This window comes from Alloprevotella tannerae ATCC 51259 (assembly GCF_000159995.1).
Lineage (GTDB): Bacteria > Bacteroidota > Bacteroidia > Bacteroidales > Bacteroidaceae > Alloprevotella > Alloprevotella tannerae.
Genome location: NZ_GG700642.1, coordinates 595750 through 612203 on the forward strand (window position 1 = coordinate 595750; position 16454 = coordinate 612203).

General features: G+C 51.1%; 11 protein-coding genes. 4 read left to right on the plus strand and 7 right to left on the minus strand.

Going from position 1 to position 16454, the window contains the following annotated elements:
- Positions 1-29: 29 nt before the first annotated feature.
- The gene (locus tag GCWU000325_RS02525; protein WP_006254437.1) at positions 30-770 is read left to right on the plus strand and encodes a nitroreductase family protein; all 741 of its coding nucleotides are present in this window, start codon (positions 30-32) and stop codon (positions 768-770) included.
- A 65-nt stretch (positions 771-835) separates the two neighbouring features.
- On the opposite strand, the gene GCWU000325_RS02530 is transcribed toward GCWU000325_RS02525, so the two are convergent.
- The 7 genes from GCWU000325_RS02530 to GCWU000325_RS02565 form a co-directional block, all read right to left on the minus strand.
- Positions 836-2017 carry a dicarboxylate/amino acid:cation symporter gene (locus GCWU000325_RS02530; protein WP_006254438.1) on the minus strand — a complete coding sequence of 394 codons (1182 nt, stop codon included), beginning with the start codon at positions 2015-2017 and terminating at the stop codon, positions 836-838.
- Positions 2018-2611: 594 nt separating this feature from the next.
- Positions 2612-3214, minus strand: a complete 603-nt coding sequence (locus tag GCWU000325_RS02535; RefSeq protein ID WP_040599196.1) for a MarC family protein — start codon at positions 3212-3214, stop codon at positions 2612-2614.
- Between the two features lie 305 nt (positions 3215-3519).
- Entirely contained in the window at positions 3520-5421 is a 1902-nt protein-coding gene (locus tag GCWU000325_RS02540; protein ID WP_006254442.1) for a 4-hydroxy-3-methylbut-2-en-1-yl diphosphate synthase, read from the minus strand.
- A gap of 27 nt (positions 5422-5448) precedes the next feature.
- Positions 5449-5955, minus strand: coding sequence for a 5-(carboxyamino)imidazole ribonucleotide mutase (gene purE / locus GCWU000325_RS02545; RefSeq protein ID WP_006254443.1), 507 nt, complete (start codon positions 5953-5955; stop codon positions 5449-5451).
- Positions 5956-6045: 90 nt separating this feature from the next.
- Complete coding sequence (locus GCWU000325_RS02550; protein WP_006254445.1) at positions 6046-6663, minus strand: phosphatase PAP2 family protein; 618 nt, start codon at positions 6661-6663, stop codon at positions 6046-6048.
- A gap of 56 nt (positions 6664-6719) precedes the next feature.
- Entirely contained in the window at positions 6720-8195 is a 1476-nt protein-coding gene (gene rpoN / locus GCWU000325_RS02555; RefSeq protein ID WP_006254446.1) for an RNA polymerase factor sigma-54, read from the minus strand.
- An 893-nt stretch (positions 8196-9088) separates the two neighbouring features.
- Positions 9089-11224, minus strand: coding sequence for a TonB-dependent receptor (locus tag GCWU000325_RS02565; protein WP_006254450.1), 2136 nt, complete (start codon positions 11222-11224; stop codon positions 9089-9091).
- Between the two features lie 443 nt (positions 11225-11667).
- Between GCWU000325_RS02565 and uvrA the strand changes: the two genes are divergently transcribed.
- From uvrA to GCWU000325_RS02585, 3 genes are all read left to right on the plus strand, one after another.
- A complete protein-coding gene (uvrA, locus tag GCWU000325_RS02575; RefSeq protein ID WP_006254452.1) occupies positions 11668-14514 on the plus strand; it encodes an excinuclease ABC subunit UvrA in 2847 nt (948 codons plus the stop codon).
- A 150-nt stretch (positions 14515-14664) separates the two neighbouring features.
- Complete coding sequence (locus GCWU000325_RS02580; protein ID WP_006254453.1) at positions 14665-15276, plus strand: DUF4254 domain-containing protein; 612 nt, start codon at positions 14665-14667, stop codon at positions 15274-15276.
- Between the two features lie 29 nt (positions 15277-15305).
- A complete protein-coding gene (locus tag GCWU000325_RS02585; RefSeq protein WP_006254454.1) occupies positions 15306-16373 on the plus strand; it encodes a glycosyltransferase family 9 protein in 1068 nt (355 codons plus the stop codon).
- Positions 16374-16454: the final 81 nt, after the last annotated feature.

The window sequence follows — 16454 nt, forward strand, 5'->3', positions numbered from 1 at the left end:
ATAGGAATAACTAAAACGAAAATTGAGATATGGCCAACATAACTACGCGCCGGACGATCCGCAAATATACTGCTGAAGACGTGCCTTCAGATTTGCTGAATGAACTCTTGAAGAAAGCCGAGCGAACCCAAACGATGGGCAACCTGCAGCTGTATAGCGTGGTCACCACACGGGATCCTGCGAACAAAGCGCGGCTCGCGCCGCTCCATTTCAACCAACCGATGGTTCAGGATGCGCCTGTGGTGCTCACGTTCTGCGCAGATTTTCACCGCACAACGGAATGGGCGAAGCGGCGCAAAGGACAGCCCGGCTACAACAACATTCTTTCTTTCCTTAATGCGGCTTCTGACGCGCTCCTCTTTTGCCAAACGTTCTGCCATTTGGCGGAAGAGGCGGGTTTGGGCTTGTGCTATTTGGGCACGACCGTATACAACCCGAGCGGGATTATAGATGCGCTGGCTTTGCCTCGCCTTGTGATGCCTGTAGCTACAATCACGCTCGGCTGGCCTGCAGAAGAACCGCCGCTGACGGACAGACTTCCGCTTTCGGCAATACTACACGAGGAAAAGTATCAGCCTATTACGGACGAAAGTATCGATCGCGATTACCGCTATAAGGAATCGCTACCCGAGAATCAAAGATTCGTTGAAGAAAATCAGAAAGAGACGCTCGCGCAAGTCTTTACGGATTGCCGCTATACCAAACGTGACAACGAAGCATTGAGTGCCACGCTACTGGAAGCTTTACGCCGACAAGGCTTTTTGGATTAAAACGACACAGAGTTTGCCTTGTACAAACTAAAATGCGATACGCGCAACTCGCAACCGCTTCCCCGTCAAGCGGCAGCAAGAGTTGCGCTTTTTTTATTAAAGAAACGGTCCATCACGATCGCAATTGCGCCGTCGCCGGTCACGTTACAAGCCGTTCCGAAGTTGTCCATCGTGATGTAGAGTGCGATCATGAGCGCCTGTTCACTTTGCCCGAAGCCCAACATCGAGGATAGGACGCCGAGGGCCGCCATTATCGCGCCACCGGGTACGCCCGGAGCGGCCACCATCATAACGCCAAGCATCAAGATAAAGCCTAAGAATGCGCCGAAATCAAACGGCATTCCCGTCATCAACATTAGCGCGACCGCACACGCGACAATTTTCAACATACTTCCGGATAAATGGATCGTCGCACAAAGCGGGACGACGAAACCGGCAATAGCGCTGCTCACGCCATTCTTTTCCGTCTGTTTTAGGGTCACAGGAATGGTCGCCGCAGAGGAAGATGTGCCCAACGCGGTAAAATATGCGGGCAACATATTCGCCAAAAGACGGAAGGGATTCTTATGCGACACCGTGCCGGCCACAACATATTGCAACAAGAGCAAGACTACGTGCATCACGAAGATGATTCCGATCACGGAAATAAAGACAGAAATCACGCGCATCGCCTGTCCGGTATGCGTCATACTCAAAAAGATGCCAAAAATGTAGACGGGCAGCAGCGGAAGTATGACTACCTCGATCGTTTTGACCACAATATCCTTAAATTCGTTGCACAATTCTTTCAAATGAGGCGAAGAAAAGAAGGCAATGCCCAAGCCCAGTGTAAACGAGGCCACAAGCGAAGTCATCACATCCAGTATTGGCGGAATGTTAATCGTAAAATACGCCCCCGGCGCCTTAACCTGCGCAAAGGCAGCCACAGAATTGTGAGCCGGAATCAAGTTTGGAAACAGCGTAGCACTCGTAAAATACGAAATCAATCCGGCCCCGACCGTATCAAGATAAGCAATCAAGGCCGTAATAGCCAAGAGTTTTCCGGCTCCCTTTCCAATATCAGCGATGGCGGGCGTTACGAGGCCCAGAATAATCAAGGGTATGAGAAATTGGAGAAAGTTGCTGAAGATACTATTAAAAGTGGCAAAGACGCGAACTGCCGGAACGGGCAAGAAATTGCCAAAGAAAATACCTAAGATAATAGCAATAATAATGCGGGGCAATAAGCCGAGGCGGAACTTTTTCATTTCGTGCTGTAATTAACGGCGCAAAAATAGCAATCTGCGGGGAGAAAATCGAATCTGCCCGAAAGAAATTGGCGGAAAGCTGTTTATCGGGCAGGCTTTCTTGTTTGCGAAGCCGCCGCCCGCATTATTTTTTACACGAAAGCGGGGCAATGAAGCCTCGCGGATAGACATTTGAAGCGCCACGCACCATCAGCTGAGTGTACGCTCGTGAGCGTAAACCTTTATTCTCACGAGCGCAAAGTCTTTTTATCACGATGATAAACTCTTTTTATCACGAGCGCACACGAAATAGTTGCCAACGGGGGTGAAAAGGAGTGGGACGAAAGGAGTTGAAATACAGGACTAAGTCCACAGAAAAAAGCGATGATATGAAAGCAAATATTGCCCTACTCTACCACCTATCGATCGGCCGCTTGCGAGCGAAAAAGGGGCGGAAACGGCTTTAAGCACCGGACGGATAGGCCTCAACTCAGGCTGAAACAGAGCAGGCCATCGCCTCGCGAAAACAGATATAAAAAAGAGGAAATTCATCTGTCGACAAATCTCCTCAAATAGTTTTACGCGATTGACGGAAAAGCCGCCTCGCTTAAAGCGTTATCCTGCTGTGCCCGTACCTTGGAGCAATTGTGCAAGGTTGACCATAAACATACGCACTGAGATGGCCAAAAGAATAATGCCGAAAAACTTGCGCATGATATAGATCGTACCTTTCCCCAAATAGGTATTGACTTTCTCAGTCATCTTCAAGACGAAGAATACCCAGAGCATATTGATCAGAATACCGATGATGATGTTTACCTGCGCATATTCTGCACGCAAAGACAAGAGCGTCGTAAACGCACCGGGACCTGCGATGAGCGGGAACACAATCGGAATAAGTGTAGCGTCCTTTACAGGGCCGTTGTTTTTAAACAATTCGATGTCCAAGATCATCTCTATAGCCATGAAAAACAAGATCATAGCACCGGCAACGGCGAAACTGCGAATGTCAACACTGAAGAGCTTGAGCACAAGGTCGCCGGCGTAGAAAAATCCTATCAACAAGGCCGTTGAAATCAAAGTAGCGTAGACGGCATTGATGGGTCGGTCGAGCTTTTTCAAGTTGATGATGAGCGGCGTCGAACCCAAGATGTCGATAATGGCAAACAGGATGATGAACGTACTGGCAATCTGCTGCCAACTTAAGCGTGAAAGGATGTAATCTAATGACATAAATTTTTCAACTGTTAATTTTGCGGTGCAAAGTTACGCGTTAGAAACGAGAAACACCTTTCTTCGCAAATATTTTTTTGCTTTTCGCTCCGCTTCTTCTTATAAAAGAGACCTCAAATTTCGGCTTTTAGACCGCGACTTCCTTGTTTTATTTTAGGCAAAAAGCGATGAAAGCCCTCTATTGTTCAATCCGGAAGCACTCCGCTGCCAGCTTTCAGTATCCCAAAATGCGCCCCCTTGTGAGCCAAGGAAGCGCATTGTTATGGTTTGCTTGATGATAGACGGCGGCGTCAATCAGTTTGCGTATCCGCATTGCGCGCTCGATCCTTTTCGATCAACTCCAGCAGGCGCTTTACGGCATCAGCTTGCGGGATATTCTTCTCGACGCAGACCTTGCCGCGATAGAGGCTTACCTTCTCGGGCCCTGCACCAACGTAGCCGTAATCTGCATCGGCCATTTCGCCGGGTCCGTTGACAATACAGCCCATTATTCCGATTTTTAAGCCCTTTAGGTGGCCCGTTTCCGCTTTTATGCGAGCGATGGTTTGTTGCAGGTCATACAGTGTGCGCCCGCAGCCCGGGCAACTGATGTATTCCGTCTTCGTCGTACGTTGGCGGGTGGCTTGTAATATGCCGAAAGCCGTATCGTCCTGAAGATCGTGTGCCAAAGGACGGTGCCCCTCGGGCGTCGTATTGAAGAGCATCAAGCCATCTGCCAAACCGTCGAAGAAAAGTGCGCCGGCATCAGCCGCATGGCAGATTTGGAAGTCCTCGCGCTGATCATCACCAAAAGCAGATTGAAGAAAGACAACCACAGGCGTGGACAAGTTTTCAGACCATAGTTCGTGGATGAGCGCACGCTGTTCGCCGAGGCGGTTGGCGTGGTTGCTCTGCGCAATAATGACCATCTCCGGATGGTGGCGCAAGCAGGCCTTGACTTCTTCTCCGAGGGCAGGATAGGTGAGGAAGAGAAACTTCATCTTAGCCTTGCACATCCCGACGAAAGGCAAGGTTTCGGTCGTGAAGACCGGATAGGTATCAGGCTCACCGGCCCACAAATCGGCATCTATAATGTACTTGACGCCCGCTTTTCGCTGCTCAACGGCGGGAAGTTGACGCCCGGCATACACATAATCGGGCAGCGTTGCACTGAAATGCGCATCGCCGTCGAGACGCGTGGAGATGACAACGGGCGGATGCGTGCCGCCGATATTGCCCACAGCGATCGTGGGGCGCCGATCAGGAGAAACGTAGTCGAAGCCGGGAAAGGCGCGACCGGGAATAAACGGATGGCCGGCGCGCTCAACAACGTGGGCGGCCAATTTATAGGCCACAGGAATTTCTGCCTCGGGGGCCTCACTCAAAGATACGCGAATCGTATCGCCAATGCCGTCGGCCAGGAGTACACCTATGCCGGCAGCACTCTTGATGCGGCCGTCCTCGCCCTCGCCGGCTTCCGTCACGCCCAAGTGTAAGGGGAAGTCCATTCCCTCGCGATCCATCACGGCACAAAGCAGGCGGACGCTGCGCACCATTACGACCGTGTTGCTCGCTTTGATGGAGATGACGACATCGCGGAAGTTCTCGCGGACGCAAATGCGCAAAAATTCCATACAACTTTCAACGATTCCGGCCGGCGTATCGCCATAGCGGCTCATAATGCGGTCGGATAGCGAGCCGTGATTAACACCTATGCGGAGGGCCGTATGATGTTGTCGGCAAATGGCTAAGAGTTGCTTGAAGCGCGCTTCGAGGCGGTCTAATTCGGCGGCGTATTCTTCGTCGGTATATTCGAGATGGCGGAACGTGCGGGCGGGGTCGACGTAGTTGCCCGGGTTGATGCGGACGCCTTCTACGATGGCAGCGGCGGCATCTGCCACGGCAGGATTAAAATGCACGTCGGCCACGAGGGGAACATCGACGCCATCAGCCTGCAATCCGGCCTTGATATTGCGTAGGTTTTCGGCTTCGCGCAGACCTTGCGTAGTCAGGCGCACATAGTCGGCGCCGGCCGCCACAATCCTTTCTGTCTGCGCCACGGATTCGGCCGTATCGGTCGTCTTGGTAGTCGTCATACTCTGCAGGCGGATAGGATTGGACGGCCCGCCCATCGGACGATTGCCAACTTTTACTTCGTGCGAGGTGCGGGGCGTATAATTGAAAAGTTCAGCCCCGCAATGATACTTTTGCATAGCTTGTTGTGTTGTGGAATGGCGACCTTAGTTGGTCTTATACTTATATTGCTCTGCGGCCAAGGCTTCGTTGGCTTTCACAATCTTATTTTTGAGTCCGCTTTTGTGGCGGCAGAGGCGCTCGGCTAAATCGGCGTCGCTCAAAGCCAACATCTCCAAAGCGAGGATCGCAGCATTCTGCGCACCATTCACGCCCACCGTGGCAACGGGGATGCCCGGCGGCATTTGTACGATAGACAAGAGCGCGTCTAAACCGTCTAACATGCCTTTGATGGGGACGCCAATTACGGGCAAGGTGGTAGAAGCGGCGATAACGCCGGGCAAAGCGGCTGCCATTCCGGCACCTGCGATGATCACTTTCAATCCGCGTGCGGCAGCGCCTTGTGCAAAGGCTTCGACTTCACTTGGCGTGCGGTGGGCAGATAAGGCGTTTATTTCAAATGGCACTTCCATTTCGTCGAGAAACTTGGCGGCCTTCTCCATAACGGGCAGATCGGAGGTGCTACCCATAATGATGCTGATGAGTGGTTGCATTGTTCGTTGTATTATATTGATTGTTGGTAACGTTGATACTATATATAATAATGTGTGGTCGCGCGATAGGGCAATCAATTTGCGAGGCGCTTACATAAAGCGCACGCAGAGATAGCCGCAAAGTATGCCAATCAAGACGCCCAGTCCGATGTCGCTAAGCGAATGTTGGCGCAAGATCAGCCGGCTTGTGCAGACAAGGCCGCAAAGCAGAATGGAGAAGCACAGCCACCAAGTGGGGTCAAACGAAAATATCTCGGAGAAAGCCAGCAATGCGCCGATAACGCCGCCGGAAGCAGCCGCGTGGGTGCTCACTTTTATCCAATTGTTGAGCACGGCGCATACTATCTGTAGCGCAAGCGCCCCGGCGATGATGCCAAGCGTGAAACGAGGCATATGCATGCGCTCCATTAAATAGAGCAGCAACGCATAATTCATCATACTCAAAAGATAGGGTACGTAGCGATTGGTGCGGCGGCCTAAACCGTGGCGCGTCCAGCCGTTGAGCTTGCGATAAGTAAAGATGGACAAGCGCGGCAGAATGACAGTAAAGAGCCAAACCATAAGCAAAAGCATCGCCTTATAAGAAGGCGGAAGCAAACTCATATAACTAAAAACGAACAAGGCTAAAAACGCTACGACCGGCATATAAAACGGCGAGAAAAGCAGCGAAATAGCTTGTGCTGATAAGATGAGATACTTATTGGACATCGCTTGTAAATGGATCTTTTTGAGTTTTCTACGAATATGATGTATTTGAGTTTGTATTATTGCTTGCGCAGTCCTGACTTCGGAATGCCCAATTGCTCTCGATATTTAGCCACCGTGCGCCGCGAGATGGGGAAACCTTTTTCTTTCATAACGATCGTCAGTGCTTCGTCGGCTAAGGGGTGGCGCTTGTCTTCGGCAGCTATGGCCTCACGCAGTGCAGCTTTGGCTTGGCGCGACGAGAGTTCTTCGCCCTCACCGGAAGTAAATTGAGAGGAGAAGAAGAACTTAAGCGGGTAGAGTCCGCGTTGCGTCTGCACATATTTGCTTCCCGTGACGCGTGAAACGGTAGAAATATCTACGCCGGCCTTCTCTGCGACATCGCGTAGCGTCATGGGGACGAGTAGCATTTCATCGTCGTCATTCAGGAAGAAGTCGCGCTGTCGTTCGACGATGCCGCGCATCACGCCCATCAAAGTCTTGCGCCGCCGGTTGATGAGTTCGAGGAAGAGCTGTGCATCCCCCACTTTCTTGCGAGCATAAACGTATGCGTCGCGCTGACTTTTATTCAAATCTTTATGACCGCCAAACTCGCGCACCGTATCTTTGAACGCCTTACTTACGCGTAACTCGGGGACGTCTCCATTATTGAGTCGCACGCTGATACTTCCATCATCTTCAACGTGAACATAGAAGTCGGGTATTGCCGTTGGCGCCGTGCCGATCGTCGTTTCATTCAAAGCACTACCGGGTTTCGGATTTAAGCGACGTATCAGCTGTGCTGCTTGTTGCAGACTTTCGTCGTCTGTTTTTAATCGTACCTTTATTGTGTTCCAATGGTGATACGTAAAATCCTTAAAGCAGCGATCAACGATGGCTATGGCGAGCGCCTTAAAAGAACTCTTGAACTCCGGACTTTCCAATTGCACGCGAAGGCATTCCTGCAAGTCACGTGCTCCGATGCCGCGCGGTTCAAATCGCTGTAAGAGGTGCAACAATCGCTCCAATTCTTCCTCAGACACGTCCAAATTCTGATAAATCGCCAATTCATCGCCGATGGTGCGCAAATCTTTACGCAGATAGCCATCATTATCCAGACTGCCGATAAGATATTCCATAATCCGGCGTTGCTGTTCATCGAGATCGTGCTCACCGATCTGTCGATAAAGCTCATCATACGCATTATTTGTCGCCGCCAGTTGCACCTCGCGCTCCTCGGCCTCGTTACGTTGTCGCAACAGATAATCCGGAATATCGTCTTCCGTCAAGTAATCGGCCGTCTCATCATCGGCGTGTGGCTCATCTTCAGCGGTCTCCGACTCATTATCGTCCGCTTCCGTCGTTTCTGCCGCCATATCCTCCTCATTTTTATCAGGTCCGACTTCCTCCAACGCGGCGTTATCTTCCAATTCGTTGCGCACACGTTGCTCCAGATCCATCACAGGCAGTTCGAGCAAGCGCGCCATAGCCACTTGCACAGCCGAGAGCTGTTGCGTTTGCTCTTCCTTTTGTGTTTGTATGAGTTTCTGAGGCATATAAGTCGTTTACAAGTGCAAATTTAGAAGAAACAAAGAGAAGCCCCAAGCTCCCTTGCGTTTATTTCCCCCACGCTTTTCTGTGAGCGATCTGCTTAGTGCTTTCCACGCCATAGTGCAGAAGCGTTTTTTCCATTTCAGAGGAGAATAAGTGCGGTCTATTTTTATGGAATCACACAAATTGGTCATAATGCCGCTGAATAAAACGTCGGAGTCACCTTGAAACTTTATGGCCCTGCAACTAAAGTGCAAATCAGAATAAGAGAAAGGATATGATGTTCTTATTATGCTTGTAGTTTACGATTCAAATGTCGCAAACCGGTTGCATTCCTTTTCGGGTAGTAGCCGTTGACTTCGGCTCTAAGTTGAGGTCTACCATTAAAAGAAGCTGCCGAGTCGCAGAGAGAAGAGCGAGAGAAAGATAGAAAAAAAGTATTGATTATCAACAGTATAAGGCGTCTAAAAACTTTCCTATAAGAGAAGAAAAATTGTCTTATAGGACAATTTTTTCGATCACCTAAGACAATTTTTCTGATCACCTAAGAGAATTTCTTCGATCTCCTATGCGAATTTTTGCAACATCGGTTGGTGTCTTGAAAGCGCTCTTTAGCAGATTGATCTGCCTATGGAGGGACGCCTTTGTCGGGCGAGGAGCGACAAAACATATACGAAACGGGGAAACGCCATCGATGCTCGTACTTATGTTGCCTGGCTACTGCTCAAACGGCAGCCGCTAAAGAACTTGCAAGAGCTGAAGCGGGCACACAGAAAAGGCCCTCGTATAGGCAATGCGCTATACGAAGGGCCTTTTTGGTAGTGCCAAGGCTCAAGATGCTCAGTGGTCTTCGCCGCTCCTTAAAGCGACCGTTGACTTATCTAACGACGGATATGCTTCAAAATTTGAATGTGGCCGTGAGGGTAACCTTTCGGCCGTCGGCATGTGCATATTCCGCGTTGCGAGCCATCAGCATGGAGGGAGGAGTATAATAAGTATGATTCAAGAGATTGGAGATCGCCAGACTGAAATCCCAGGCTTTTACCTTTGCCCCCAATATCAGGTTGAGAAGGTTGATGCGTTTGACGGGCCCTTCGCCTTCTTGATAAACGCCGGAGGCATTGGGCGAAAAGCGGTCGCGTTTACCCGTATGGAGATACTGTAGTTGGACGTAAGTATCCTTGATGGGCGCATAGTTGACATACATCAATAGTTTTGAAGCCGGGATAGAAATGTTCGACATATAAGTATCCCAGTTGCCTGATGCAGACTTTATCTTTCCTTCCAGCCAAGAGAAGTTAGCTCCGGCCTTCAGCTTGTCGGTCAGCTTGGCATCTGCGCTCAACTCAACGCCGTAAACCTTCTGTGGCGTGCGGTTAACGACCCAAAAACCATTTTCTATTTTGAGATCACTACCCAGTTTTGAGTAAGTATAGAAGAAGGAGCCGTTGAGTTGCAACCAGTTGTCAATGTTAGCGTAAGCACCGATTTCGTAGTTGTTTGTTTTTACCGGCTCGGTAGATATCTTTGAGAGCACATCGGCCTTTGCTGCACGGAGCGTACGCCCTAAGTCGAAGATAGAGAAGCCTTGCGAAAAGGCAACAAACGGCTGGAACACAGGATACTTATTGTAGGACAATCCCATGTTAAAAGAGAAGTTGTTGTAGTGGAGCGATCCGCCTTTTACGCGCACCTGCGGGTCGCTGAGCTTATTGCGTAGGACGTCATAGTCAGGTACGCTGACGTTGATAAAGTCGTAACGGCCGCCAATTTTAATGTTAACGTATTGCCACAACGTAGTCTTGGTTTGAATAAAAGGCGCGTGGTTGTTGCTGGTCAGCCAAGGCATCCACAGACGCCCATCAACGAGGGGTTGGGCCGTCTTGTCAAGAAGATAGTCGTAACCATAAACAAGACGAGTAAAGACGTTGTCGGAGAATATGAGATGTGAACTAAACTGTGCGCGTAAGCCGAACTTGCGATCTTTTATGGCCGACTGTCCGCTGGTTTCTTCCCAGCGAGGCTGGGCGGGGTTTGCTTTTCGGAAGTCGAAGATCGTATATAAACTTGAGCCAAATACGGCTGCTTCAAAATCTGTATGGCGAAACAGCTCTTTAGACGTAAACTTGAGGTAGGCGTTGTGGTTGTAGCGCGTGCCCTCATCTACAGCTTGCGGATCTTTATTGCCGATGACACCAATAGCCGGCTTTATAAGATATTTTCCGGCAGCGGGAATCAGCTTGGTATCTTGCACGCTACGATAATAGTTGTACATCAATTCGAGTCGGTTCTTCGTCGACAAAGCATAGCCTAAATTAACGAGGACGTTGGTCGTGTAAGTATCGCCGAGTCCGTAGCGCGGAGAGATGTATTGCCCATCACCATCCACGCAGCTCCCTGTGCGTCCGAATGCGCCGTTGACGAGATAGTTGAGTTTGCCGACCTTTCCGTAAAGCTGTTGGTTGAGGCGATAGCCCTGCCCCTTGCTTCGTTGAAAGAAATTGTAAGTAGAACCGGCTACGGAAGTTTGGCCGGCAATCGTTCTGTTCGTAGCGTTCTTCTTCGTAACAATGTTGATCAAACCGCCAATAGCGCCGTTGCCGTAGAGCGCCGTCGACCCCTTCACAACTTCAATGTGGTCGATGGCTGCGATGTCGATGGTGCGAATATCGCGGTCGGTCGAACGTAAAGGCGTCGATTGGGGTATCCCGTCAATCAAGACGAGCGCACTTCTTCCACGAAGCGACTGCGAACGACTACTCGTCGTATTGCTCGACAACGCTAAGCCGGGCGTGAGCAAACCCAGCAGTTGGGTTAAATCGGGCGCGGTCTTGCTCATTTCGGCAATCTGACGTTGGTCGATGATTGTCACTGTGGCCGCCGCATTCGATTTTACTTCGGGGATGCGCGTCGCACTCACGACGACTTCCTTAAGTTGCCGCGTGGAGTCCTGCGGGTTCTCCGTCTGCGCAACACAATGTGCGGCAGACGTTATCGAGATACATAACGATAGATAAAGTACTTTTTTTATCATTTTAATACGCTTTTGTGTAAGTCTGATTATTTTGCAAAAATAAGTCCGCCTTTAGTCGCCTGCAATACCTAAAACAAGGTATAAATCATTGCCCGCTTCTCAAGCTCGGCAACAGAGAAAAAGATCTCCGCAAAAAGAATACGCATCGCTACAAGTGGCGGCAGAAGTATGAAGGTAAACGTATTGTTTTCTTGCGCTCCGAGCTGACTTTGAGATAGCGGCGGACTGAGGTGTGCAAGATGGAAATGGCTCGAAGTAGATTGCGTCAACGCGCTTCTCCCCTTTCGGAGCACGGGAAAGGACTTCCGACGTCTCCGGCTGCACTAAGATCACACGGAAGCTGCTTTTCTAAGCTCTTAATCGGCGTTTGCGCCAAACTCACGTTGCTTTTACTTTTGCCGTCTGCAAGGAAAAGTTTACTTTTGCTCGTTAAAACGAAGTGTATGGAAGAACTTATTCGCCTCAAAGGAGCGCGCGTAAATAATCTCAAAAATATAGACTTAAACCTCCCTCAGGGGCAGCTAATCGTCATTACGGGCTTAAGCGGCAGCGGCAAGTCCTCATTGGCTTTTGACACGCTCTATGCGGAAGGGCAACGACGTTACGTTGAGAGCCTTTCAGCGTATGCCCGCCAATTTTTAGGCCGTATGAACAAGCCCGATTGTGATTATATCAAAGGGCTTCCTCCTGCCATTGCCATCGAGCAGAAGACGACGGCGCGCAACCCGCGCTCAACGGTAGGGACGTCTACCGAGATTTACGACTATCTCCGTATGCTTTTTGCCCGCATTGGTCGCACTATTTCTCCCGTAAGTGGCGCGGAAGTGAAACGCCACACGCGGGCCGACGTTATCAATTGTGCTTTATCTTATTCGCCCGGCACGCGTTTTACGCTCTTAGCCCCGATCGTGCGCAGCGCAGATAGAAGTATGAGCGAGCAGTTGGCCGTTTATCTCAAGCAGGGCATAAGTCGGCTTGATCTTGATGGGACGATGCTTCACATCGACGATGTCTTGCAAGACGCTGACCGACTTCGAGAAGTCGAGGCTTCGGATGCGGCTTTTTTGCTTATTGATCGTCTGAGCGTAGATCCCGCTAACGAGGCTGTCAATCGGCTTACCGACTCCGTAGAGCGCGCCTTTTATGAAGGCAAAGGCGAATGCATGTTACGCTTTTACCCCTCTAAGGCGCTGCATCGCTTCTCTGAGCGCTTTGAAGCCGACGGCATACAATTTGAAGAACCTTCTGACCAACTGTTTTCGTTCAACTCTCCGGCCGGTGCTTGTCCTGAGTGCGAAGGCTTTGGAAAAGTGATCGGCATCGATGAGCAACTCGTCGTGCCCAATACGGCTTTGAGCATCTACGATGGTGCCGTCGTCTGTTGGCGTGGCGAAAAAATGGGCCAATGGCGCGAAGAGTTTTGCCGCCGTCAAGCACCGCGTGGTTTTCCTGTGTTTAAGCCCTTCTTTGAACTGACGCAGGAAGAAAAAAATATTTTGTGGCACGGCGACAAAACGGAGCAGGCGCTCCCAAAAGTGGAGCAGGTAACGCTTGATGCCTTTTTTGAAATGCTCCGCGAGAATCAATATAAGATTCAGTATCGCGTAATGTTGGCGCGTTACCGTGGCAAAACGACTTGTCCCGTCTGCCAAGGCAGCAGGTTAAAACCCGAGGCGGGCTACGTCCGCGTCGGAGGCGAAAGCATCAGCCGCTTGGTGCGTATGTCCGTAGCCGACTTATCGGAATGGTTTGAACACGTGCTCAAACTCGAGCCGCACGAGGAGCAACTCGCCGCACGCTTACTCACCGAACTCCGTCAGCGGCTCCGCTTCTTGGTCGACGTAGGCTTAGGCTATCTGACGCTCGACCGCGCAGCCAATACGCTTTCCGGCGGTGAGAGTCAGCGCATCAATCTCGCCACGAGTCTCGGCAGCAGCCTCGTTGGATCGCTCTATATATTAGATGAGCCAAGCATCGGTTTGCACAGTCGCGATACGGGGCGCCTTATCCACGTCTTAAAGGCCTTGCGCGATCTCGGGAATACGGTAATTGTAGTAGAACACGACGAAGAAATCATGCGGGCTGCCGATTACATTGTCGACATAGGCCCCGATGCGGGCCGTTTGGGCGGACGCGTAGTCTTCGCAGGGCCAAATCCGTTTGCGGAGGGGCAGGCGCCAAGCACCGACTTGCCGCAGCAGTCGGCCGAACTTCCATCCTACACGCTCAAATACTTGTCGGGCGAAGAGACGATCGATGTACCCTCTACGCGGCGTTCGTGGACGCGCAGCATCACGGTCGAAGGTGCGCGCGCCAACAACTTAAAAGGCATCACGGTCGAGTTTCCGCTCAACGTGATGACCGTCGTGACGGGCGTATCCGGTTCGGGCAAGAGTACACTTGTGCGCAGCATCCTCTACCCTGCTTTGAAGCGCCACTTCGACGAACCGGCCGATCGCCCCGGTGAGTTCTTGCAACTCTCGGGCGCTGTCGACGCCGTGAAGCGCGTGGAGTTTGTCGACCAGCACCCGATTGGGCGCTCCTCGCGCAGCAATCCGGTTACGTATCTCAAAGCTTACGACGAGATACGAAAACTCATGGCCGAGCAAACCTTGGCCAAGCAGTTGGGCTTCTCGCCGGCGTTTTTCAGTTTCAACACAGACGGCGGCCGATGTGAGGAATGCAAAGGCGAGGGCGTAGTTCACGTTGAGATGCAGTTTATGGCCGATCTCGAGCTTCCCTGCGAGGCCTGCGAGGGCAAGCGTTTTAAGAAGGATATCTTAGAGGTGAAATATCGTGGTCGGAATATCTACGACATACTTGAGATGACAGTCAATCAGGCCATCGACTTTTTCTCAGAAGGTGGGCAAAAGCGCATTGTTGCGAAGCTTTTGCCGCTCCGCGACGTTGGTTTGGGCTACATTAAGTTGGGTCAGAGCAGCAGCACCCTCAGCGGCGGCGAGAATCAGCGCGTCAAGCTGGCCTACTTCCTCAGCTTGGAGCGCAGCGAGCCTACGCTCTTCATCTTCGACGAGCCGACTACGGGACTCCACTTCCACGATATTCACACCTTGCTCAAGGCTTTCAATGCCTTAGTCGGGCGAGGGCACAGCATCCTCATCGTGGAGCACAACTTAGACGTAATCAAATGTGCCGACTATGTGATTGATCTCGGACCGGAAGGCGGACGCGACGGCGGATATCTGGTCGGTGCAGGCACACCTGAAGAATTGGTGAAACTCGGCAAGGGTTATACGGCGCAATATTTGAAAGACAAACTGCGTATGTAGGCTCTAATTCCGACAGACTGGCGTAAATACGTGCTTAAGTGGCGAATAAGAAGTCCCAAACTTTGAGCTGTTCAGTAAAAAACGTAACTTTGCTTCATCTTGATAAATGCAGATTTATTCCAATAAAACATATTATACGCTTAGTGCCCTATGACATTCACCGAAAAGGCTTGGAAAATCTTCCGCACCGCGGTTGACGACTACCATAAGACAGATAATATAGACGCAGACTTTGTAAATCCTCACCCGGCCAATACGATCGAAGCCGCGCTCTATCGTAAGTGCTGGATCGACACAGTGCAGTGGCACATGGAGGACATTATACGCGACCCGAACATAGATCCGGTTGAGGCCCTCGCGCTCAAGCGCCGCATTGATAAGAGTAATCAGGACCGCACCGACCTTGTGGAGCAGATCGATCATTATTTTTTGGAGACGTACAAGGATGTACGCCCGCTCGATGGGGCTACACTCAACACCGAAACGCCGGCGTGGGCCGTGGATCGACTCAGCATCCTCTACCTCAAGATCTACCATATGGAGGAGCAGGTTTCGCGTCAGGAAGCCGATGCTGCACACCGCGAGCGTTGCCAGGCGAAACTGGTCGTCTTGCGTGAGCAAAAGCAGGATTTGAGCAGTGCACTCGATACCTTGCTCACGGACATTGCCGAAGGGCGTAAGTACATGAAGCTCTACAAACAGATGAAGATGTACAACGATCCGGCAACCAATCCCATACTCTACGGCGCAAAAGGCAAATAAAAGTTTGCCCCACCCACCCACTTTGCACTATGCCTGCCTCGTCGGTAGTTAAGCATCCTCGTCGCCTGCTGATCTTGCGCTTTTCCGCCCTGGGCGATGTCGCTATGACCGTTCCGGTTGTCGCGTCCTTGGCTGCGCAGTATCCGCAAATGCAGATTACCGTTGCCTCGCAGCCTTTCCTTGCCCCGCTTTTCAAGCACATAGCGCCCAATGTGCAATTCTTCGGAGCCGACATTCGCAAAACATATCGCGGTCTGCGCGGCCTATGGCAACTCTCGCGCACAGCGCCTTTTCAAGATTGCGATGCCGTGGCCGATTTGCACGACGTCTTACGCACAAAAATCCTGCGTTGTTTTCTGCGTTTGCGCGGCAAGCGCTTAGCCGTGATCGACAAGCACCGACGCGAGAAGCGCCTGCTCGTGGAGCACAAAATCTTTCGCCCACTACCCACCTCGTTTGCGCTTTATGCGGAAACCTTAGCACGCCTTGGCCTACCCGTAAAGCTCAACTTTGAACGCTTAAAGTTGGGTGGCGATGCGCTGCATCTCCCTTTCCCATTCTCCACCGACACCCTGCACGAACCTTGGCTGGGCCTTGCGCCCTTTGCAGCCCACGAGGGAAAAATTTACCCTTTAGAGCAAATGACGGAGGTCGTGCAGCTCTACTTCGAGTTGCATTCCCACGGACGCTTGTTCGTCTTTGGCAGCAGGAAGGAGATGGAAATGCTACGCCCAACTTGGGGCAAAGGCTTTGAAAGATTGGTTTTCGTATGCGACATACTGAAAGGATTGGATGCAGAACTCCAATTGATGGCGCGACTAAACGCTATGGTTTCGATGGACTCCGGCAATATGCATCTGGCCTCGCTCGTAGGCTGTCCGGTAGTCAGCATTTGGGGGCAGACGCACCCGTTTGCCGGCTTTATGGGCTATCATCAAGCGGAGGAAAACGTAGTACAACAAGACTTGCATTGCCGCCCCTGCTCCATCTTCGGCAATGCGCCGTGTCGATATGGTGATTTCCGCTGTCTACGCGACATTTTGCCCCAACTGATCATTGACAAAGTAGAAGAAATCATCTCACCCGAACAAGATTAGGGCGCAAAGACAAAGACGGATATATAGACTTTGATGAGCAGCAAAAAGGAATTTCGGCGCAATAGTCGAAATTCCTTTTTC

Bases quoted from the DNA above. Each gene is read 5' to 3' on its own strand.
- GCWU000325_RS02525 (WP_006254437.1), top strand. From the start codon at position 30: ATGGCCAACATAACTACGCGCCGGACGATCCGCAAATATACTGCTGAA.
- GCWU000325_RS02530 (WP_006254438.1), bottom strand. From the start codon at position 2,017: ATGAAAAAGTTCCGCCTCGGCTTATTGCCCCGCATTATTATTGCTATT.
- GCWU000325_RS02540 (WP_006254442.1), bottom strand. From the start codon at position 5,421: ATGCAAAAGTATCATTGCGGGGCTGAACTTTTCAATTATACGCCCCGC.
- purE (WP_006254443.1), bottom strand. From the start codon at position 5,955: ATGCAACCACTCATCAGCATCATTATGGGTAGCACCTCCGATCTGCCC.
- GCWU000325_RS02550 (WP_006254445.1), bottom strand. From the start codon at position 6,663: ATGTCCAATAAGTATCTCATCTTATCAGCACAAGCTATTTCGCTGCTT.
- rpoN (WP_006254446.1), bottom strand. From the start codon at position 8,195: ATGCCTCAGAAACTCATACAAACACAAAAGGAAGAGCAAACGCAACAG.
- GCWU000325_RS02565 (WP_006254450.1), bottom strand. From the start codon at position 11,224: ATGATAAAAAAAGTACTTTATCTATCGTTATGTATCTCGATAACGTCT.
- uvrA (WP_006254452.1), top strand. From the start codon at position 11,668: ATGGAAGAACTTATTCGCCTCAAAGGAGCGCGCGTAAATAATCTCAAA.
- GCWU000325_RS02580 (WP_006254453.1), top strand. From the start codon at position 14,665: ATGACATTCACCGAAAAGGCTTGGAAAATCTTCCGCACCGCGGTTGAC.
- GCWU000325_RS02585 (WP_006254454.1), top strand. From the start codon at position 15,306: ATGCCTGCCTCGTCGGTAGTTAAGCATCCTCGTCGCCTGCTGATCTTG.